At 68.2% G+C, this 21020-nt stretch carries 14 protein-coding genes; 12 read left to right on the top strand and 2 right to left on the bottom strand.

All coding sequences use genetic code 11. From position 1 onward, the window contains the following. Positions 1-228 precede the first annotated feature (228 nt). Positions 229-1776 carry a CHASE3 domain-containing protein gene (locus tag ACWYRN_RS24195; protein WP_488690344.1) on the top strand — a complete coding sequence of 516 codons (1548 nt, stop codon included), beginning with the start codon at positions 229-231 and terminating at the stop codon, positions 1774-1776. On the opposite strand, the gene ACWYRN_RS24190 is transcribed toward ACWYRN_RS24195, so the two are convergent. Continuing rightward, positions 1773-2585, bottom strand: coding sequence for a Crp/Fnr family transcriptional regulator (locus ACWYRN_RS24190; RefSeq protein WP_374041338.1), 813 nt, complete (start codon positions 2583-2585; stop codon positions 1773-1775). The genes ACWYRN_RS24195 and ACWYRN_RS24190 overlap by 4 nt on opposite strands. A gap of 348 nt (positions 2586-2933) precedes the next feature. Here ACWYRN_RS24190 and ACWYRN_RS24185 point away from each other — a divergent pair, with 348 nt between their 5' ends. From ACWYRN_RS24185 to ACWYRN_RS24140, 10 genes are all read left to right on the top strand, one after another. After that, a complete protein-coding gene (locus ACWYRN_RS24185) occupies positions 2934-3599 on the top strand; it encodes a response regulator transcription factor (RefSeq protein WP_488690343.1) in 666 nt (221 codons plus the stop codon). Further along, a complete protein-coding gene (locus ACWYRN_RS24180) occupies positions 3596-4924 on the top strand; it encodes a sensor histidine kinase (protein ID WP_488690342.1) in 1329 nt (442 codons plus the stop codon). The genes ACWYRN_RS24185 and ACWYRN_RS24180 overlap by 4 nt, the downstream gene beginning before the upstream one ends. A 188-nt stretch (positions 4925-5112) precedes the next feature. After that, positions 5113-5547, top strand: coding sequence for a type IV pilin protein (locus ACWYRN_RS24175; RefSeq protein WP_488690341.1), 435 nt, complete (start codon positions 5113-5115; stop codon positions 5545-5547). A 32-nt stretch (positions 5548-5579) separates the two neighbouring features. Further along, positions 5580-6206: a pilus assembly FimT family protein gene (locus ACWYRN_RS24170; RefSeq protein ID WP_488690340.1), complete on the top strand. Its 627-nt coding sequence runs from the start codon at positions 5580-5582 to the stop codon at positions 6204-6206. Continuing rightward, positions 6203-6637: a type IV pilus modification PilV family protein gene (locus tag ACWYRN_RS24165; protein WP_488690339.1), complete on the top strand. Its 435-nt coding sequence runs from the start codon at positions 6203-6205 to the stop codon at positions 6635-6637. The genes ACWYRN_RS24170 and ACWYRN_RS24165 overlap by 4 nt, the downstream gene beginning before the upstream one ends. After that, a complete protein-coding gene (locus ACWYRN_RS24160; protein WP_488690338.1) occupies positions 6637-7815 on the top strand; it encodes a PilW family protein in 1179 nt (392 codons plus the stop codon). Before ACWYRN_RS24165 ends, ACWYRN_RS24160 begins: the two co-directional genes overlap by 1 nt. 3 nt (positions 7816-7818) lie before the next feature. After that, a complete protein-coding gene (locus ACWYRN_RS24155; protein WP_488690337.1) occupies positions 7819-8415 on the top strand; it encodes a pilus assembly PilX family protein in 597 nt (198 codons plus the stop codon). A gap of 107 nt (positions 8416-8522) precedes the next feature. Continuing rightward, positions 8523-13187 (top strand): pilus assembly protein, encoded by a 4665-nt coding sequence (locus ACWYRN_RS24150; RefSeq protein WP_488690336.1) that lies wholly within the window; start codon positions 8523-8525, stop codon positions 13185-13187. Between the two features lie 146 nt (positions 13188-13333). Next, positions 13334-15001 carry a peptide chain release factor 3 gene (locus ACWYRN_RS24145; RefSeq protein ID WP_488690335.1) on the top strand — a complete coding sequence of 556 codons (1668 nt, stop codon included), beginning with the start codon at positions 13334-13336 and terminating at the stop codon, positions 14999-15001. Positions 15002-15448: 447 nt separating this feature from the next. After that, positions 15449-17608, top strand: coding sequence for a TonB-dependent receptor plug domain-containing protein (locus ACWYRN_RS24140; RefSeq protein ID WP_488690334.1), 2160 nt, complete (start codon positions 15449-15451; stop codon positions 17606-17608). Positions 17609-17615: 7 nt separating this feature from the next. On the opposite strand, the gene ACWYRN_RS24135 is transcribed toward ACWYRN_RS24140, so the two are convergent. After that, positions 17616-18725 (bottom strand): DUF3108 domain-containing protein, encoded by a 1110-nt coding sequence (locus ACWYRN_RS24135; protein WP_488690333.1) that lies wholly within the window; start codon positions 18723-18725, stop codon positions 17616-17618. 234 nt (positions 18726-18959) lie between these two features. Between ACWYRN_RS24135 and ACWYRN_RS24130 the strand changes: the two genes are divergently transcribed. Next, a complete protein-coding gene (locus tag ACWYRN_RS24130) occupies positions 18960-20678 on the top strand; it encodes a methyl-accepting chemotaxis protein (protein ID WP_488690332.1) in 1719 nt (572 codons plus the stop codon). Positions 20679-21020: the final 342 nt, after the last annotated feature.

Here is a 21020-nt window from a genome sequence, read left to right as displayed (position 1 = left end):
CAGGGCCGCGGACGCCGCCCGGCGTCCGCCTTTCCCGACCCTGGCCGCCACGGGTGCGGCAGGCGTCGCCCGCAAGTCCCTGCGCCACGCTTGCAATCGTCACGCAAGCGCGCAATCTGTCTCTTCCCGCCTACGTTCCACTTCCCGTCGCAGCACCATCGGGGTGCGTCGATGCCCGTGCAAGGCTATAATCGGCCCGTCCCTTAAGTTGCGCGAAGGAATCCACCGATGTATTTCACCACTGATCCGGCCCCGCCCCAGGCCCGTGCGCTGCCGCTCTACAAGACGCTGCTGTGTTTTGCCTGCGTGCTGATCCTGGTGGTGAACGGCTATTTCCTGCTGCGTAACCTGGACGGCCTGAAGGCGGCCAACGCCCTGCAGGAGCGCACCTCCCAGGTCACGGACGAGCTGCAGCACCTGAACCTGCTGGTCACCGACGCCGAGAGTAGCCTGCGCGGCTATTTCCTCTCCAGTTCGGAAAGCTACCTGGGCAGCGTGCAGGCGGCGCCGGCCCGCATCGACCAGCAGCTCGATAAGCTCGGCAAGCTGCTGGCCGACAATCCCTCGCAACAGAAAAACCTGGTGCAGTTGCGCAGCCTGGTCGAGCGCCAGCTCGGCATGATGCAGCAGGCCATGACGATCTACCGCCAGGGCGGCATCGAGGACATCCTGGCGATCACCGGCGCGCCTGGCGACAACGACAGCGACGAGATCCGCCTGCAGGTCGTGATCATGCTGAGCGAACAGAACGAACTGCTGAATGCGCGCAGCGCCGCCTTTTACGGGCAGTACCGGCACGCGGTGATGCTGGGACTGGGCATCAACGCCGCCGCGATTGCCGTGCTGCTGCTGTTCTACCGCCTGGTGCGGCGCAGCTTCGGCGCGCGCAAGGATGCCGAGCACGCCCTGCAGCAAGCCAACGAACAACTGGAATCCATCGTTGCCCGCCGTACCGAGCAATTGTCGGTGCTGTCGCGCCACCTGATCCATGTGTCGGAAGAAGAAAAGACCAAGCTGGCGCGCGAGCTGCACGACGAGATGGGCGCCAACCTGACGGCGATCGGCATGGACCTGAACACCGTAGCCGAGCAATTGCGCGGCAGCCGGCCCGACCTGGTGGCAATGCTGACCCGGGCCCGCAGCACCCTGGTCGACACCGTGCAACTGAAACGCCGCATCGTCGAGGACCTGCGCCCCAGCCTGCTCGATAACCTGGGCCTGAGCGCGGCCTTGCAGAGTTACTGCGAAGACTATGCGCGCGTGACCGGCCTCGACTGCGACGTGCTGGTCGACGGCGACATCGACTCGGCCGGGCCCATGCATGCGATCGCGCTGTTCCGCATCGTGCAGGAATCGCTGAACAATATCGCCAAGTATGCCAAGGCCAGCAATGTGATCGTCCACCTCGAATGCGTGGGCGCGGTGCTGGGCCTGGAAGTCACGGACGACGGCATCGGCATTCCCGCCGATGCATTTGCACGGTCGAAATCGCACGGTTTGCTGGGCATGCGCGAAAGGGCCTTGCTGCTGGGCGGGAAGTTCGAGGTCGAGCGCGGCGTGAACGGGGTAGGGACTTGCGTGCGGGCCAGCATTCCGCTGGGTGCCGGCAACGTGGCGACGCCAATGCCGGGTGCCGTGGCCGGCATGTTGCCGTCTTGCTCGGGTCAGGAGCAAGCGGAGGATGGTGCGGTGTTGCTCGATACGAAAGCGCCGGTCCCATCGCCGGTCCTGCCGGCGATAGGGAACGACGATCTGGGGGGAGTTGCTGCGCGTTAGCGGGCGGCGACGTCCATCAGCAGGCGGTCGTACTCGGTCTTGGCGACCTTGTAGCATTCGCCGGCGTACTCTTCCAGGCCGGCACGGTCGAGGACCGTGATGTTGCCGCGGCGGTACTGGATCAGGCCTTCGTCCTGCAGCTTGCCGGCAGCGGCGGTGATCGACTCGCGGCGCACGCCGAGCATGATCGAGATCAGTTCCTGGGTCACTTTCAGCTCGTTGCCTGGTGAACGGTCCAGGCGGTCGAGCAGCCAGCGGCACAGCTTTTGTTCGATCGAGCTGTGGCGGCCGCCGACGGCGTTCTGGGCCATCTGGGCGAACAGGGCGTTGGTGTAGCGCATCAGCAGCTGGGGCAGGGCGCCGCCTTTCATGAAGGAGTCGCGCAGGTACTGGGTCTTGAGGCGGTAGCCGTAGCCGGCGCTCTGTACGACGGCGCTGCACATGGCGCGTTCGCCCATGAACAGCGACACGCCGACCACGCCTTCATGGCCTACCACGGCGATCTCGGTGGTGGCGCCGTCTTCCATCACATACAGGAGCGACACGATTGCCGTCGTCGGAAAATACACGTATTCCAATTTGCTGCCATACTCGAACAATTCCTTGCCGAAAGGCATAGGAACCAGTTCCAGGTGCTCGAACAGGGTTTCCAGGTCCTGGCGCGGCAGGGCGGCCAGCAGATCGTTCTGCTGGGTGCCGCTGACGCTGACAACTGGACGCGACGCAGCTCGAATTTCTTCTTTGGTCGAAGGCATGCCATTGACCGATTGCGCTTTTTGCGTTGCACCACCAAGTTGAGCGTTGTTCATTTTCTGTCCTCTTATCTCTAGCTTCATTGCATCTGTGAGCGATTTTTTGGCCTGTTGACTTTGCCTCATCGCGATGTGTGTACATTAAAGCTATAGTCTGTTGCCGAACATAAGATTAGGGGTTGCCCCTGTGTAGGCCCCCCGTAGGATGTTTTGTCAGTCCAGTCCTACTAGGAAAGATACCCGGAGTTAACACCTACGCCGGCCTCATCTTCGGCCTTATCTCCAGCCATCTCTCCACCTGCTCTTCGCCCCATTTCAGCCCTGCCCACGCCCAGCGGTTTGTGGCCGCCGGGCGCTTTGCCCCATAATGTGCGCCAACACCATTTCCTTGGAAAATGTAGGCGCATGCACATCCTGCTTGTGGAAGACGACGCCGTCCTCGCCGACGGCCTGGCGCGCACCCTGCAAGCCCAGGGCATGCAGGTCGAGCTCGCATGCGACGGCCTGCAGGCCGATGCGCTCCTGCAGCGCAACCCTCCGCTGGTCGCCGTGCTCGACATCGGCTTGCCCGGCATCGACGGCTTCGAGGTGGTGCGCCGCCTGCGTGCGCGCGGCGACGCCACCCCGGTGCTGCTGCTGACCGCGCGCGACGCCGTCGAAGACCGGGTGCGCGGCCTGGAAACCGGCGCCGACGACTACCTGGTGAAACCCTTCGCCACGCCCGAGCTGGTCGCGCGCATCCGCGCCCTGGCGCGCCGGAACGCCCCGAAATCGACGGTGCTCGCGCTCGGCAATATCGTGCTCGACAGCGGCGCGCGCCGGGCGCGGGTCGGCGAACGTGCGCTGGAACTGTCGGTGCGCGAGTGGGCGGTGCTCGAATACCTGCTCCAGCATGCCGGGCGCGTGGTCTCGAAACAGCAGATCGTCGACGCCATCGCGCCCTGGGGCGAAGACCTGACCCTGAACGCGGTCGAGGTCTATGTGTCGCGCCTGCGCCTGAAGCTCGACGGCGCCGGCGTCAGCCTGCGCACCATCCGCGGCTTCGGCTACCTGCTCGAAGCGGGCGCATGAGCTCGATCCGGCTGCGCCTGCTGAAGTGGCTGGTCGGGCCGATCCTGGTATTCAACCTCGGCGCCGCGGCGCTCACCTACCTGCTGGCCTGGACCCCGGCCCAGCTCGCCTTCGACGACGGCCTGCGCGCGGCCGCCGGCGCCCTGGCCGCACGGGTGCGCGCGGAGGGGCTGGGCTTGCTGGACGATGGCCGCGCACCGGAGGACGGCGCCGGCGAGGCCAGCTGGGCCGCCCTGCACGACGCGGGCGGGCGCCTGATCGCCGGCAGCGCCGCCTTGCCCGCCTTGCCCACGCTGCGCGGCCCCAGCCTGCGCGACGCCGAGCTGCATGGCGAGCCGGTGCGCATCGCTTCCGCCGCGCTCGAATGGCAGGGTGCGCCGGCCACGGTCAGCATCGCCCGTACGGTGCGGGCGCGCCAGCAGGTGCGCTCGGCCATCGTGCGCTCGCTGGTGCTGCTCGAAGGCGTGTTCAGCCTGGCGCTGGTTGGCCTGGCCTGGTTCTCGGTTGGCAACGGCCTGGCGCCGCTGGCGCGCCTGCGCGCCCGGCTCGATGCGCGCGGCAGTGCCGACCTGGCGCCCCTCGACGACAGCGGCATGCCGCGCGAGCTGGCGCCGGTGGTCGGCGCCTTCAATGCCCTGCTGGGCCGGATCGAGGCCGGCGCCCGCGCCCAGGACGAGTTCCGCGCCAACGTCGCGCACCAGCTGCGCACCCCGCTGGCCGGCCTGAAGCTGCAGCTCGAATGGCTGGCCGAACGCCACGCCGCCGACCCGGACAGCGCCCGTTCGCTCGCCCTGATGCTGCAGGCGAACGAGCGCCTGATCCGCCAGACCAACCAGTTGCTTTCGCTCGAGCGCGCCGAGCCGAACCGCTTTGCGCGGTCGCGCCTGCTGCCGCTGGACTTGTCGGAACTGGTGGCGGAGAGCATCCAGCACTTCGTCGAGCAGGCTGCGGCCAGGGACATCGACCTCGGCTTCGAGCTGGAGCCGGCGCCGCTGCAGGGCGAGCGCTTCATGCTGCGCGACCTGGTCGACAACCTGGTCGACAACGCCCTGCGCTATACGCCGGCCGGCGGCCGGGTCACGGTGGCCTGCGGCGCCAGCAGCGAGGGCGGCAGCTTCCTGCGCGTGGAAGACAACGGCCCCGGCATCCCGGCCAGCCTGCGCAGCCAGGTGTTCGAACGCTTCGTGCGCCTGGACCAGCAAAGCACGGGCAGCGGCCTCGGCCTGGCGATCGTGCGCGACATCGCCAACCTGCATGGCGCCGAGCTCAGCCTTGGCGAGCCGGAAGAGGGCAGCGGGGCGGTCTTCCACATCGCCTTTCCCTGAATCCGAACGAGCAACTGCCCTTGACGCCGGCGTGCGCCTGTCAGGTTCCTGTCAGCATTTCCTCAGGGTAATGCAAGCTTTCTCGGGTATTATTCTCCTGCGGCAACTTTCCTTGCCGTGCGCGATGCGCCCGATTGCACCTGATAGCACCTGATAGCACCCGATAGCACCCGATCCCGAGGATTCCCATGACACGCCAGGCTGGCTTCACCCTCATCGAACTGTTGATCACGCTGGTGGTCGTCGGCGTGCTGACCGCCGTCGCGGTGCCGGCCTACGGCAGCTACATGCTGCGCACGCGCCTGACCGACGCCTATGCCGGCCTGGCCGGCGTACAGCCGCTGGCCGAGCAGTACTGGGCCAACGAGCACAGCTTCGAGGAGCTCGACGACGCCCCCGGCTTCCCGGCCGAGACCGACAACTTCACCTATTCCCTGACGGCCGAGAGCGACACCGCCTATACCGTCACCGCCACCGGCCGCAACGGCGCCGCGGGCTTCCGCTTCACGATCGACCAGAACGGCCGCCGCACGTCGGCGCTGTCGGCCGCCCGCATCGCCGAGGGCTGGGCCGCCAGCAACCGCTGCTGGGTGAGCGACAAGGGCGGAAAGTGCAGCGAATAAGCGAGCATATGCGCAGGGGGCTGGATATGCCTATGCGAATGCCCCTGCGGCCGGCGCGCGGCTTCACGCTGCTCGAATCGCTGGTGGCGCTGGCCATCCTGGGCGGCATCCTGGCCTTCGGCGCGCCGCGCATGGCGGCCTGGGTCAGCGCCACCCGAGCCGCCGCCGCCTCCCAGTTCTACGCCGAGGGTTTCGCCCTGGCGCGCGCCCAGGCGCTGTCGCACAACAGCGCCAGCCGCCTGGTGCTGAGCGAGAACGCCAACGGCCAGCTGGACTGGCAGGTCGACATCTGCTTCCCGCGTCCCGAGACGCCCTGCAACGAGGACAGCGGCTCGTGGTCGACCGCCACCGCTCCCGCCGAGCGCGACCCGGAAGGCGCGGCCGGCTTCAAGTCGGTGCTGCGCCTCGCCGATGCGCTGCCCGGCACCGACGTGCTGGTGCAGGCGGTCGATCCCGAGGAAGCCGACAGCGTGTACTTCACCCCGGTCGGCTGGGTCGACACCACGATGGCGCCGCGCATTGCGCGCATCGACATGCGGCCCGCCGCCGGCCACGCGGGCGCGTTCCGCTCCGCCAGCGTGGTGCTGACCCTGGCCGGCATCGCCGCCAAATGCCAGCCCGGCGCCGCCGCCGACGACCCCCACAGGTGCCCGCCATGACCCGCAGGTTGATGCCTCCCCGCCGCCAGGACGGCGTATCCCTGATCGAAGCCCTGATCGCGGCGGTGCTGCTGGCCATCGGCCTGCTCGGCACCATCGGCCTGCAGGCGCGCGCCTATTCCGCGCTGTCGGATGCCGGCATGCGCGCCGAGGCCACCATCGCCGCCGACAAGCTGATCGGCGTAATGAGCACCGATCCGTCCCACCTCGGCGACTACGCGCTGGATGAAGACGAGGAACCAGGCGAGCGTCTCGCGACCTGGTACGCGGAAACGCGCAGCCATATCCCGGGCGCCGAGATCACGGTCAGCGTCGACGAGGGCACGTCGCCCGACCCGAGCGAAGTCGTGGTCAGCATCGCCTGGCAGCGCAAGGCCGGCGAGCTGGCCAACAGGCACGAGGTGCGCGCCTTTATTTCGGGGGCGATGTGATGCGCATCCACCCCTACGGTCCGCGCGCGCGCGGCTTTTCCCTGGTCGAACTGCTGGTCAGCGTGCTCATCGGCCTGCTGGCGCTGGTGTTCGCCACGCGCCTCATCACCGGCGCCGAGCAGAACAAGGCCTCGGCCCTGGGCGGCTCGGACTCGATGCAGAACGGGATGCTGGCCATGTTCTCGATCAGCGGCGACGCCCAGCAGGCCGGCTTCGGCCTGAACGATCCGGTGCTGGTCGGCTGCAATACGCGCTTTTCCGACACCGGCGGCTACCGCCTGGCGCCGGCCGCGCGCGGCACCGCCACCGTGTTTCCGCTGGCGCCGGCCGTGATCGAATCCGGCGGCGCCAATCCCGACCGCATCACCCTCTACGCGGGCAGCTCGATGACCGGCACCGGCACCCTGCGCGTGACCAGCAACTACATCGGCGGCACGCGCCTCGACGTCGACCGCATTCCCTCCTACGGCTTCAATCTCGGCGACGTGGTCGTGGTGGCCCCGGACAACATCGGCGCCGGCGATTGCGCGCTGGCCCAGATCTCGGAGGACCCCGGCCGCGTCGACGCCCCGCCGAAGCAGCAGTACGTGATGCTGGCCGGCGGCACGGGCTTTCGCTACAACAGCGGCGCGCTTGGCGGCGCGAACTACACGGCGGGCATGGCGCGCATCTTCAACCTGGGGCCGGAGAAAACCCTGGCCTTCCATACCTGGTCGGTGAACAACGGCTTCCTGCAGCTGCGCTCGACCGACCTGGCCGGCGCCGGCGGCACCGCCCAGACCGTGGCCGACAACATCGTCTCGATCAAGGCGCAATACGGCTTCGATACCCGCACCGGCGGCGCCTTTACGCCCCAGGACGGGCTGCAGGTGCGGCGCTGGTCGGCCACCATGATCGACGCCGACGGCAGCGGCGTCGCCGGCAGCGCCGGCGACTACCAGCACATCGCGGCCCTGCGCATCGCCGTGGTGGCCCGCAGCGCGGCGCGCGAGCGCCCCGATGCGGACGGCAACTGCACCGCCACCGCCGACAAGCCGGTGGTGTTCGCCAGCGCCGTGCCCGAAGGCGTGGCCGCGGCCCCGATCACGGTCGACGTCGGCGGCGACGACTGGGGCTGCTACCGCTACCGCGTCTTCGAGACCATCGTCCCGCTGCGCAACGCCGGCTGGAGACCCTGAACCATGCACACCATCGCGACTGTCCCGCGCCGCCGGCAGGGCGGACTGGCCCTGCCGGTCATGCTGATCATCCTGCTGGTGATGCTCATCTCGAGCATCTACCTGATCAAGTCGAGCAACTCGACCACCCTGACGGCCTCGAACCTGGCCTACGACTCGGCCCAGAGCCGCGCGGTCGACGCCGGCCTGCACGCGGGCTTCAAGTGGCTGAGCGACACGGCGGCCGGCAACAACAAGGCGCTGCTGAACGACGATTCCCCGGACAATGGCTACCTTGCCACGCTCGACACCACCCAGACCGCGCGCTCGAGCACTTTCTGGGACGGCGCGAAGACCGTCGTGCACGAAGGCCAGAGCATCGACTACGTGGTGCACCGCCTGTGCCTCCTGAGCGGCGCCTACGACGCCGTCGGGAACACCTGCGTGCAGACCGCCGACCCGAATTCCGGCAGCGCCCACATCGGCGTCGGCGATAGCCTGGCCTCCGACTCGCCGCAGTTCGCCGAAACGCCGAAGGTGCACTACGTGGTCACGGCGCGCCTGGCCGGCACGCGCGGCGGCAACGTCGTGAACCAGCTGGTGGTGCTGATCGGCGGCTGAGGCCCTTCAGCCCGGGCAGCGCTGCGGCCGGGCCGCAGCAACGAGAACCGGCCCCTTGCCGGACCAAGTAGAAACGCGAGAATAGAAACGCGAGAATGGAAACGCGCATGAACCGTTTGTTCACCCTGTTTGCCTCGGCCCTGCTGGCCACCCTGGTGGCGGCGCCGGCCATGGCCGCCCCGGTCGGCATCGCCGACGTCCCGCTGCTCAACATCAGCGGCACCGGCACCGTCAAGCCGAACCTGATGCTCCTGTACGATAACTCGGGCTCGATGACCTTCAACTACACGCCGGACTACGTGAACAACACCGGCAGCTGCCGCTCGCGCGCGACGATCGCCGGCGGCATCCGCGGCTGCAAGGCCGGCGACCCGCCGTTCGCCAGCGCCGACTTCAACAAGCAGTACTACAACCCCAAGGTGCGCTACCTGCCGCCGGTGAAGGCCGACGGCAGTTCCTACCCGAACCAGAACGCCGCCGAGACAGACAGCTGGACCTCGGTGACCACCGACATCTACGGCGTCGACCGCAGCGACCTGCTGGGCCGCGACGCCAACTACACCAACCTGGTGACGGGCTTCCCCGACCTGCGCTGGTGCGACGGCGCCGACTGCGGCTACAACACCACCGGCTACACCTACCCGAACGACGCGCGCAACTCGCCCGAATACTTCCTCGCGAATCCCTACTACTACACCATCAACGTGGCCGAGTACTGCACCGACGCCACGCTCACCAACTGCAAGGTGACGGCGGTGGGAGCGGCCGCGCCGGCCGGCTATCCGGAGCCGGCCAGGGTACGCTTCTGCACCGACCGCGCGCTGACCAGGTGCCAGGCCAAGTTCGTCGGCGACTACAAGTACCCGCGCTTCTCCGACCCGAACCGCAACCCCGACTGGTACGGCACCATCACCATCAAGGCCTCGCCCTACACCAACTCGATGACCATCAGCAGCGTGCAGGTGGTCGAGCCGAACGGCACCTTCACCCTGACCAAGGACGCCGTCACCGCCGCCAACGGCACCGACACCGCCGCCAGGCAGAACGCGCTGGCGGCCTCGCTGGCCGCCTCGATCATGGCCAAGACCGGCCTGGCGAACCAGTACACGGCCTGCCTGCGCACCGCCAGCGGCAGCGTGCCGGCCTGCTCGAAATACGGCATCACCCTGGAGTCGAACAACATCGTCGCCGTGGTGCCGATCAGCTGCCCGGCCGGGAATACCAGCAAGGCGGTCGGTCCCTGCACCGTGGTCAACGACGGCAGCCGCGCCGGACGCGACCTGATCGTCAACTCGGGCAGCCGGGTCACCGCGCTGCTGCAGGTGGCCGGCACCTCGAACAGCTCCAGGACCCAGGTCCTGAACGGCCTGTCCTACGGCGGCGTGCAGCTGTTCGGCAGCACGCTGAGCATCGGCTCGCGCTCGTCGAGCTCCACCGTGGCGAACCTTATCAAGAACAAGATCCTCACCAACAAGGGCGTCACCGCCTACGTCGGCGGCACGAGTGCGAATACCGCCGGCCCGATCTGCGCGGCCGCCAACAGCAACTTCGTCTGCCTGGTCAGCACCAACATGGACACCGTCGGCAACAACATCGCCCTCGGTTCGCTCACCTACAACACCAGCGGCCGCACCACCTACCTGAGCTTCGGCTCGACGCCGGGCATCAGCGACGGCGTGCCGACCGACGTCACGCCGCTCGGTGCCTCGGTGTTCGTGCGCACCGACATCGTATCGAGCCGCACCAGCTACCCGAAGGACGCCAAGCGCACCGACTGTGCCGGCGCCACCTGCACCTATGCCGAGGAGATGACCAACTTCGCCAACTGGTACGCCTACTACAAGAGCCGCAACCAGATGATGAAGACGGCGGTGGGCCAGGCCTTCCAGCCGATCGCCGACAACTACAACGTCGGCATCGTGTCGCTCTCGACCGCCGCCGCCGAGGGCACCATCCGCCAGCCGCCGAAACCCTTCACCGGCACCGCGCGCACGGCCTGGTACAAGGCCCTCTACGACATGACCACCAGCGGCTCGACCCCGGTGCGCCAGGGCCTGCACGCGGTGGGCAAGATGTACGCCAACCGTGCGCCGTATGCCTACTCGGCCGGTTACGAGGTGGTGCAGTTCCCCTGCCAGCAGAACTTCACTTTTGTTACCACCGACGGCTACTGGAACGGCGGTGCGGCCGACGACGTGGTCAACAACGACAACAGGGAAGATGCGTCGCGCTTCTGCTCGAGGAGCAAGGGCTGCGTCGACCCCAGCGCGCAGACGGCCAACTCGCTGGCCGACGTCGCCCTCTACTGGTACAACGGCGGCTCGAACGACAGCGTGACCTCGCTGCGCCCGTCGCTGGAAAACTGGAACGAGCCGAACGGCCTGGTGGCCGCGGCCGCCGGCGACAACACGCGCCTGCACATGAATACCTACGCGCTCGGCCTGGGCGTGGACGGCATCATGACCTACGACGACAAGTACGACACCGCGCCGAAAGCCGGCAGCGACTTCTACAAGCTGATCACCGGCGTCCAGACCGGCTGCCCGTGGAACAACAACGGTCCCTACGTGTGGCCGAACCCGCAGACCGGAATCGACGACGGCGGCGCCGCCTACCAGTCGCGCGTGGACGACCTGTGGCATGCCGCCATCAACGGCCACGGCAAGTACTTCAGCGCCTCCGACCCGCTGCAGGTGATCGAGGGCCTGCGCTCGGCGCTGTCGAACATCGAGGTGAAGATCGGCGCGGCGGCCGCGGCGGCGACCTCGACCCCGAACATCTCGCAGCAGGACAACGACATCTTCTCGGCCACCTTCACCACGGTGCACTGGTACGGCGAACTGTCGGACAAGAAGATCGACACCGTCACCGGCGTGGTCGGCAGCAAGGCGGACTGGAATTCGTCGGAAACCGTGGGCGGCCAGGTCGGCACCGACACGGACGAGCGCAAGATCTACATGCGCGACTTCGCCGGCGCCGACGACACCGACGACGGCCTGAAGGACTTCGACTTCAACCTGATGACCGAGCCGGAGAAGGCCTGGTTCGCGGAGAAGTGCAGCGCGCTGGCGCAGTGCCTGACGCTGTCGGACGCGAACCGCAGGATCGTCAACAACGGCGAGAACATGGTCAATTGGCTGCGCGGCCAGCAGCAGCACGCGAACGACACCCTGTTCCGCGCCTACGCGCGGACCACCACGGTCGCCGGCGGCGCCGCGGCCCAGCTGCCGATCGTGCTGGGCGACATCGCCTCGTCGAAACCGGCCTACCTGCGCGACCCGCGCAAGTCGTACACGCTGGACGGTTACAACGACTACAAGCTCGACAACGCCACGCGCCAGCCGATGGTCTTCGTTGCCGCCAACGACGGCATGCTGCATGCCTTTAACGCGGATACCGGCAAGGAAACCTGGGCCTACGCACCGCGCATCACGATGAAGAAGCTCTACCTGCAGGCCAGCACGACCTACGGCACCAACCACCAGTTCACCACCGACGGCTCGCCCGAAGTGGCCGATGTGCAGATCGACGGCGAATGGCGCAGCGTGCTGGTGGCCGGCCTGAACGCGGGCGGGCGCGGCTACTACGCGCTCGACGTCACCGATCCTGAAGCGCCCAGGGCGCTGTGGGAGCTGTGCGCCGATACCGCGGTCTGCAGCGGCAGCAACTATGACAAGGACATCGGCCTGACCTTCGGCAATCCACAGTTCGGCACCTGGAAGGATGCGCGCGGCGTCGAGTACTGGGCCGTGTTCCTGACCTCGGGCTACAACAACATCCCGGGCACCGACGGCATCGCCAGCGGCGACGGCCGCGGCTACCTGTACGTGGTCGACATCGCCACCGGCCGCGTGCTGTCGAAGAAGGCCACGCCGAAGCTGGCCGGGAAGGCCGAGGACAGCAAGTACATCGACACGCCGACCGGCTTCGCGCGCATCACGGCCATCAGCAGCAACCCGAACACCGATCCGAAGATCACCTTCGTCTATGGCGGCGACAACGACGGCGCGATGTGGCGCTTCGACTTCACCGGCCAGGGCGACCCGGGCGTGCTGCTGCTGGGCTTCCCCGGCGCCGGCCAGCCGGTCACCACGCGTCCCGACGTGACCACCTGCCTGGTCAACACCGTGGCCGCCGACGGCAGCCAGAGCAGCAGCACCACGCGCGTGGTCGCCTTCGGCACCGGTCGCCTGCTCGACGAGGTCGACATCGGCAACACCGGCGTGCAGAGCGCCTACGTGCTGAAGGACGCCGGCAGTACGATCCCGACGGCCGAGTGGCGCGGCACCTCGAGCATGGCGAAGCAGACCCTGGCGAAGATCAGCGGCACCAGCACCTCGTACTCGGTCAGCGGCCCGGCGGTCGATTTCTCGACCCAGCGCGGCTGGTACGTCGACTTCGGCCTGAACGCCGGCGAGCGCGTGAACCTGGATCCGAAGATCGTGGCGGGCGGCCTGAACGTGGTGACCAACCTGCCGAGCTCCTCGTCGAGCTGCAAGGTGGGCGGCACCAGCAACGTCTACCAGCTCAATGTCTGCACCGGCGAACCGCTGGGCGAGACGATCAGGAACAGCGCCGGCCAGGAGGTGCAGGTGGCCGGGCGGACCCTGTCGAATTCCTCGGCCGCGGTCGGCTTCATCATCGTGCGCCTGCCGTCCGGGGCGCTGAAGATGATCACCACCACCGCCGACGGCAACACGATCACCTCCGGCGTGGCCCCGGCCGAGTCGGAAGGCGCCTCGCGTGCCGGCTGGCGCCGCGTCCGCGAATGAATGTAGGGTGGACGGCTACGCCGTCCACGCGTTCACCCGGTGCATGCGCTGAGACGCTCGTGCCCGCCACCCGATTCAGTTCACACGAACCCCCCCGGAATCGGTAAAATCGAGGGTTTTCTTCATGGGCCAATTGGGGCTCGACTATGTCCAACGAATCTGACATCCTCGCAACCGACGCCGCTGCCGACAGCAGCGCGCCGACGACGGCGCCGACGCCTGCCTTCATCGCGCGCGAAGTGGCGCGCCGCCGCACCTTCGGCATCATTTCCCACCCCGACGCGGGCAAGACCACGCTGACCGAAAAGCTGCTGCTGTTCTCGGGCGCGATCCAGCTGGCCGGCACCGTCAAGGGCCGCAAGAGCGGGCGCCACGCCACCTCCGACTGGATGGACATCGAGAAGCAGCGCGGCATCTCGGTCGCGTCCTCGGTGATGCAGTTCGAGTTCCGCGACCACGTGATCAACCTGCTCGACACCCCGGGCCACCAGGACTTCTCGGAAGATACCTACCGCGTGCTCACCGCCGTCGACTCGGCCCTGATGGTGATCGACGCGGCCAAGGGCGTGGAAGCGCAGACCATCAAGCTGCTCGATGTCTGCCGCATGCGCGACACCCCGATCGTCACCTTCATGAACAAGCTGGACCGCGAAACGCGCGACCCGCTCGAGCTGCTCGACGAAGTCGAATCCGTGCTGAAGATCGAGTGCGCGCCGGTGACCTGGCCTATCGGCATGGGCAAGAACTTCCGTGGCGTGTACCACCTGCTGAACGACGAAGTCATGCTGTTCAAGGCCGGCGAGGAAAAGGCCGACGGCGCCTACGAGATCATCAAGGGCATCGACAATCCGAAGCTGGCCGCGATGTTCCCGCTCGAAATGGAGCAGCTCAAGATGGAAGTCGAGCTGGTGCACGGCGCCTCGCATCCCTTCGACCTGGAGCGCTTCCTGGCCGGCGTGCAGACCCCGGTGTTCTTCGGTTCCGCGATCAACAACTTCGGCGTGCGCGAAATCCTCTCGGCCCTGGTCGAATGGGCGCCGGCCCCGCGCGAGCGCGACGCCACCGTGCGCGCCGTGGCGCCGGTCGAGCCGAAGTTCTCGGGCTTCGTCTTCAAGATCCAGGCCAACATGGACCCGGCCCACCGCGATCGCATCGCTTTCCTGCGTGTGTGCTCGGGACGTTTCGAGAAGGGCATGAAAGTGCGCCACCTGCGCCTGGGCCGCGAAGTGAAACTGTCGTCGGTGGTGACCTTCATGGCCTCCTCGCGCGAGCAGGTGGAAGAAGCCTACGCCGGCGACATCATCGGCCTGCCGAACCACGGCAACATGCAGATCGGCGACAGCTTCTCGGAAGGCGAGCTGCTGACCTTTACCGGCATCCCGTACTTCGCGCCGGACCTGTTCCGCACGGTGCGCATCCGCAATCCGCTGAAAGTGAAACAGCTGCACAAGGGCTTGCAGCAGCTGGGCGAAGAGGGCGCGGTGCAGGTCTTCAAGCCGGTGCTGGGCTCGGACCTGATCCTGGGCGCGGTCGGCGTGCTGCAGTTCGAGGTGGTGGCGAGCCGCCTGCTGAACGAGTACGGCGTCGATGCGGTGTTTGAATCGTCGAGCATCAGCAGCGCGCGCTGGGTGTCGTCGGATGACAAGAAATCCCTGTCGGACTTCGAAAACCAGCTCGGCCACCAGGTCGCGTATGACGCGGCCGGCAACCTGGCCTTCCTGGCCACCTCCGGCGTGAACCTGCGCCTGACCCAGGAACGCTGGCCGAAGCTGACCTTCCACGCAACGCGCGAGCACGCGGCGAAGCTGGCGTAATCAGACAGGTAGGCGGAAGAGGACGGATCCACGTGCGAGCGTGGGTCCGCTTTTTTTGTCCAGGCGTCATCACGAACTGAGCGAGTGGCCTGGACGCCGACCGTACGGTGGGCACCCCGTGCCCACGCGGTTACGTGCTTCAACTCCGGACACGTGCCGCAAGGTGTCGCCCGGACAGCCGAGCGAAGCCCGTGCCGATGGACCGTCCGGGAGTGGCGCCGGCGGGCGAACCATTCACGCCAGTGACTGCGGCGAAACACGTAACCGCGTGGGCACGGGGTGCCCACCGTACGGTTGCTGTCTCGATCGCAAGATAGAATGCCATTTAGTGGCATATTAAATTTCCACACAGTAGAAATATTAATTTCCTTTGCATGTTTACATATTGCCACGTTCAGGCATATAGTTATTCCCACAACGCGAATAACCTTCCCTGGAGACTGGCACATGCCCCCACCGCACCCCCGCACGCTCCTCATCCTCGCCGCCAGCTTGTCAAGCCCGGCGCTCGCCCAGCCATCCCCACCCGACCCTCCCGTCCCCCAGGTCGAGGTCAAGAGCACCACTGCCGCCTACGACCCGCGCCGCGATGATACGGCCAGCCGCATCGTGGTCCGGCGCGAGGAGATCGAGCGCTACGGCGACGCCAGTGTGCCCGACGTGCTCAAGCGCATACCCGGCGTCAGCATCACGGTGGGTTCGGGCGGCGCGCAGGAAGTGCGGATGCGCGGCCTGGCCGGCGGCTATACGCAGATCCTGCTCGACGGCGAGCGCACGCCGCCCGGCTTCACGCTGTCCACGCTGTCGCCCGAGATGGTCGAGCGCATCGAGGTGCTGCGCGCGGCCAGCGCGGAGTTCTCGAACGAGTCGGTGGCCGGCACCATCAACATCGTCACGCGCAGGAAGGTGCGCAAGACCGAGCGCGAGATGAAGCTCGGTTACATGGAGGCGCGCGAATTCCGCGGCCCCACCTTCAGCGCCGACCTGGCCGACCGCGGCGACACCTCATCCTGGTCGTTCGCGGCCAGCGGCAACCACGACGCCCTCGATCGCGAAACGCGCAGCTACCAGACCAATACCCGGCCCGACGGTTCCCTCGACATGCGCAGGTCGACCAGGCTGGCCGAGCGCGGCCGCATGAACCGCCTGAACCTGAGCCCGCGCCTGGGCTGGACCTTCGGGAACGGCGACAGTCTCGAATGGGACACCCTGGCCAACAGCGGCAGCTTCCGCAACCACGGCCACGCCGTGACCACGACCACGGTCGGCGCGCCGCCGCCGGTGCCGGACCTGCATACCGTTGGGGCCTTTGATGACCGCATGCTGGGCACGAACCTGCGCTGGAACACCAGCCTGGCCTCCGGCGCCAAGCTCGAGAGCAAGATCGGACTCACGCGCAGCTGGCAGGACACGCTGGTAAGGCGCAGCGGCGTCGATGGCCTGGGACGGCCGGAAACCGAGGGCAGCGTGCGCACCGAAACCGATGCACGCGGCGGGAGCACCACCGGCAAGTACACGCGCGCCTTCGAGGGCGGGCACGTGCTGGCGATCGGCTGGGACGCGGGCCTGAACGACAGCGACGACGTGCGCGCCGAGGCCGACGCGGTGCGCGTGCTGCCGCCCGGCCAGCCGCCGGTCGAAACCTTCGCGGCACGTGCCCTGCGCGCCGCCGTCTACGCCCAGGACGAGTGGACCGTTTCGCCGCAGTTGTCGGTGTACCTGGGCGCGCGCTGGGAAGGCGTGCGCACGCGCGTCAGCGGTAACACTTTCAGCACCACGCGGGTGCGCTCGAACGTGTTCAGCCCGGTGCTGCAGACCCTGTGGAAGCTGCCCGGCGAGAAGGGCGACCAGCTGCGCCTGGCCCTGAGCCGCACCTACAAGGCGCCCGACCTGTACAGCCTGGTGCCGCGCCGCTCGGCCTGGGAAAACAACAGCGCCACCGAGGCCGATTACGTGGGCAACCCGAACCTGAAACCCGAGCTGGCCTGGGGCATCGACGCCGGCTGGGAGCGCCATTGGGCCGAAGGGGCGATGTTCGGCGCTAGCGCCTCGGTACGGCGCATCGACGACTACACTGGCAACCGCATCTATTTCGATGGCCTGCGCTGGATCTTCACGCCCACCAACGAAGACCGCGCCGAGCTGCGCACGCTGCAGCTGGAAGCGAAGTTCCCGCTGTCGGCACTCATCGAGGACGCGCCCGCGCTTGAACTGCGCGCCAGCGTCAGCCGCAACTGGTCGCGCGTTGAGTCGGTGCCCGGCCCCTACAACCGCATGGAGCAGCAGGTGCCGCTCACGGCGAACCTCGGCCTCGACTACAAGCGCGGCGCATTCTCGGGTGGTGCGAGCCTGGCGCACCGGCGCGGCGGGCGCGTCGACCCCAGCGTGGAGCGCAGCTTCTATACGCATGCGCGCACCGACCTCGAAGCGTACGCCGTGTGGCGGTTCAATCCGAAGCTGCAGCTGCATCTGGCCGGTTCCAACCTGCTCGGCGAAGACAACTTCTTCGAGCCGAGCTACATCGACCCGGTGAGCGGCACCGAGCGCCGCGGCTGGACCTATCCGGAAAGCCCGAGGCTGGTGGCGACGCTGGAGATGCGCTTCTGACCGGCGGCTACATGACCGCCGCGTTCGGGGCGGCCTGCGCGGCAGGATTGGTCTCGATGGCGGTCACGACCTGGTTCGCCACGCTGCCATCGGGCTCGGTCACGCGCAGCTGCACAGGCAGCCAGCCGCGTTCCGGCGCCAGCCAGATTTCCAGCCGGCGCCGGCCCGGTTCGCTGAGCTCGGCCAGGCGCAGCGTCTGCAGGCTGCCGGCGCCGGTGGCCAGCGGCTCGCGGCCCAGCACCTCGAAGCGCGCCCGGTGCGCGCCATCGGGCCCGCCGACCATCATCTCGATCACGCCCTGCATCTGCTCGGGCGCGGCGATGCCCATGCCGGCCAGCTGCATCAGCAGCGAGGCGCGGTCCTGGCTGCCCAGGTAGAGCGGGCTGCTGCCCGCGCCATCGGCGTCGATGCGCCCGCCCGCGCGGTCGAAGCGCGTGATGCGGTCGCTGCCGTCATCCTGGTGTTCGCTGGCGCGGATTGGCGCGATGCCCGTGTCGTCGCCGCCGCCTTCGCTTTCCAGCAGGCCGAGCACGCCTTCGAGGCGCAGCTGGTAACGGCCGCCGCCAGCTTCCCAGACCAGTTGGGCTTCGCCTTCGCCGGAGGGAGCGCGTCCGGGCCGGGTGCGGCTGACGGCATAGGTCAGGCGCACCGAAGGCGGCGTCTGCACCCGGTAGCGGCCCGGCATCTGCTGCACGGCGCCGCCGCGTGGATCGCCGCGCGCGGGCGGGGCTGCTGCGGCGGCAGCCGACGGGCCGGGCAGGGTGGCGGAAGCGGACGCCGGGCGCGCATCGGCTGGCGCCAGAGACTGTAGCGGCGGCAGCGGCGGCAGCGGCGGCAGGGCCGGCGTCGGGTCGGCGGGCGCCGTGCTGGCCTGGGCTGGCGGCCTTGTCGTTGTCTGGGGCGCGGCTGCGCGTGCCGCCGGCTGCGGCTGCGGTTGCGCCGCAGCCGCGGCCGAGCGCTCCAGGCGCAGGGCGAGCGGCACGCCCAGGGTCTGGCGCGGCGCGGCATCGGGACGGCTGCCGATCCAGGCCAGGACCAGCAGGTGCAGCAGCAGGGACAACCCGCCCAGCGCCAGCAGGCGCCGGTGCCGGGCCAGGTGGACGGCGAATGTCTTCATGGCGCTAGTTTAACTGTGGCGCCGGAATTGTCCACGGCGCCACAGCCGGGGGGCGCGGCGGGGAGGGTCTTGATTTTGCGCAAGAGCGCGCCCGGACGGATGACGTAGATTGGTCAAATGCGCTGAAGAAATTTTGCGTGTTGATCACATCGAGGGCCCCATGATGATTCTTCCGTTTTCCTCCGTTGCGGCCGCCCCGGCCGTGCCGTTCTCCTCCTCTTGCCCCGCCTGCCCATGCTAGCCCGCCTGAAGATCGGCCCCAAGCTGCTGCTGGCGCCGGCCGTCGTGCTGGTCCTGCTGGTGCTGCTGTCCACCGGCGGCTACTACGCGATGGTGCGCCAGAACGCGTCGCTGGAAGTGATCGTGAACCAGCGCGCCAGCCACATGCGCGCCGCCAGCGAACTGGTGGCGGGCGCCCAGCGCGGCCACGCCCAGGTGTACCAGTTGCAGACCTGGATCGCCGGCAGCTTCCCGAAAAGCCGGATCGAACCGCTGATGCGCGACATCGACCGCCAGCACGCCCAGACCAGCAATGGCCTGGCCGCGCTGGCGCGCCAGACCGAAGCGGGCAACGCCGAGCGCCGCTACGTCGAGCAGGCGCTGGAAGCCTACCGCGTCTACACGGCCGCGGTGCGCGACGTGCTCGAGATCGTGCGCGACGACCAGTCGATCGGCGCGAATGCCATGAGCAAGGCCGACAGCGCCTTTGCCGTGGTGGCCCAGCGCCTGGCCGAGCTGTCCGAACACGAGCAGGCGCTGTCGCGCGCCGCTTCGGACAGCGCGGCCAGCGACTTCCGCGCCATGGCCCTGGCCACGCCCTGCGTGATCCTGCTGGCGGTGCTGGTCTCGCTGCGCATCACGATGGCGGTGCGGCGCGCGCTGCTGGCGGAAATCCGCGGCATCGGTGCGGCGGCGGTCGACCTGGCCAGCGGCGACCTGACGGTGAAGGACCGGGTGTATGGCAACGACGAGATCGCCGACACCTCGCGCGCGCTCGACGCCAGCATCCGCAACCTGAACGGCACGCTGCGCACCATCCTGGAATCGGCGCGCTCGATCGGCAGCGCCTCGCGCGAGATCGCGCTGCGCGACCTGAACCTGACCACGCGCGCCGTATTCCGCGCCAGTTCGCTCGAGCACACGGCCTCGTCGATGCAGGAACTGGCCGCCACCGTGCACCAGACCGCCGACAGCGCCCAGGCCGCGAACCGCCTGGCCGCATCGGCGTCAAGCGCGGCGCTGCAGGGCGAGAGCGTGGTCGACTGCCTGGTGACGACCATGGAAACGGTGAAGGGCAGTGCGCGCCGGGTCGGCGACATCGTCGGCCAGATCGACGCCATCGCCAACGAGACCGGCACGCTGGCGCTGAACGCGGCGCTGGAAGCGGCACGCGTGGGCGAGGGTGGACGCGAGTTCGCACTGGTGGCGGGGGAGGTGCGTTCGCTGGCGCTGCGCGTCGGCGGCGCGGCGCGCGAGATCCGCGAACTGGTAGCGCAGTCGGTGGCCGAGATCGAGGGCGGCACCGCCTGCGCGGCGCAGGCCGGCAGCAGCATGGCGACGCTGGCCATGTCGGTGCAGCAGGTGGGGGACATCGTCAGCCAGATCAGTTCGGCCAGCCTGGAGCAGGCCAGCGGACTGGACGAAGTGAACCAGGCCATCGTGCAGATGGACCAGGTCACGCAGCGCAATTCGACGCTGGTGGAAGAAGCGGCGGACGCGGCGCGCACCCTGCAGATGCAGGCCTTGACGCTGTCGCGGGCGGTGTCGGCGTTCCGCCTGGACGAAGTGGCGACGGGCGAGCCGGGCACGGCGCCGGCGCAGCCCGCGCAGGCGCAGCAGGGGGCGGTGAAGACCTGGTCGCGGCTGGTGACGCAGGAGGGGACGCTGGAAGTGGCGGCCGAGAGAAGGCGGCATCCGCGGCCGCATTTGCATCTGGCTTCGCGGCGGGATTGAGGCCGGATTGAGGCCGGCGGCGTATCCCGTATGGTGGGCACGCTGTGCCCACGCGGAATGGTGGTCATTGTTGGCGGCGCTCTGGTCGAGAAGGGCGCGGCCCTGCGGCTGGTCCAAAGGCGTCTCGCTAACGTTCGCATCGATGGTTGAGCCGCGGAGCGAATAGTCGCGGCAGTGGGCAAAAGGACACGCACGTAAGCGCGTGGGCACGGAGTGCCTTGCGCGGCCCGGCCCACCCTATGTTCACGTCCCGGGCCCAAGTTGCGTTGCAACGCGACTACCGTAGGGTGGGCACCCCGTGCCCACGCGGAACGATGAGCATTGTTGGCGTCTGCATGGTCG

It is taken from the genome of Massilia sp. BAP21 (assembly GCF_057801335.1).
Note: the sequence above shows the minus strand (reverse complement) of the source record. Positions and strands in the feature narration are given on the sequence as shown.

What these genes read in the sequence shown, in the direction of transcription:
- ACWYRN_RS24195 (WP_488690344.1), top strand. Translation starts at nt 229, where the DNA reads ATGTATTTCACCACTGATCCGGCCCCGCCCCAGGCCCGTGCGCTGCCG.
- ACWYRN_RS24190 (WP_374041338.1), bottom strand. Translation starts at nt 2,585, where the DNA reads ATGAACAACGCTCAACTTGGTGGTGCAACGCAAAAAGCGCAATCGGTC.
- ACWYRN_RS24185 (WP_488690343.1), top strand. Translation starts at nt 2,934, where the DNA reads ATGCACATCCTGCTTGTGGAAGACGACGCCGTCCTCGCCGACGGCCTG.
- ACWYRN_RS24180 (WP_488690342.1), top strand. Translation starts at nt 3,596, where the DNA reads ATGAGCTCGATCCGGCTGCGCCTGCTGAAGTGGCTGGTCGGGCCGATC.
- ACWYRN_RS24175 (WP_488690341.1), top strand. Translation starts at nt 5,113, where the DNA reads ATGACACGCCAGGCTGGCTTCACCCTCATCGAACTGTTGATCACGCTG.
- ACWYRN_RS24170 (WP_488690340.1), top strand. Translation starts at nt 5,580, where the DNA reads ATGCGAATGCCCCTGCGGCCGGCGCGCGGCTTCACGCTGCTCGAATCG.
- ACWYRN_RS24165 (WP_488690339.1), top strand. Translation starts at nt 6,203, where the DNA reads ATGACCCGCAGGTTGATGCCTCCCCGCCGCCAGGACGGCGTATCCCTG.
- ACWYRN_RS24160 (WP_488690338.1), top strand. Translation starts at nt 6,637, where the DNA reads ATGCGCATCCACCCCTACGGTCCGCGCGCGCGCGGCTTTTCCCTGGTC.
- ACWYRN_RS24155 (WP_488690337.1), top strand. Translation starts at nt 7,819, where the DNA reads ATGCACACCATCGCGACTGTCCCGCGCCGCCGGCAGGGCGGACTGGCC.
- ACWYRN_RS24150 (WP_488690336.1), top strand. Translation starts at nt 8,523, where the DNA reads ATGAACCGTTTGTTCACCCTGTTTGCCTCGGCCCTGCTGGCCACCCTG.
- ACWYRN_RS24145 (WP_488690335.1), top strand. Translation starts at nt 13,334, where the DNA reads ATGTCCAACGAATCTGACATCCTCGCAACCGACGCCGCTGCCGACAGC.
- ACWYRN_RS24140 (WP_488690334.1), top strand. Translation starts at nt 15,449, where the DNA reads ATGCCCCCACCGCACCCCCGCACGCTCCTCATCCTCGCCGCCAGCTTG.
- ACWYRN_RS24135 (WP_488690333.1), bottom strand. Translation starts at nt 18,725, where the DNA reads ATGAAGACATTCGCCGTCCACCTGGCCCGGCACCGGCGCCTGCTGGCG.
- ACWYRN_RS24130 (WP_488690332.1), top strand. Translation starts at nt 18,960, where the DNA reads ATGCTAGCCCGCCTGAAGATCGGCCCCAAGCTGCTGCTGGCGCCGGCC.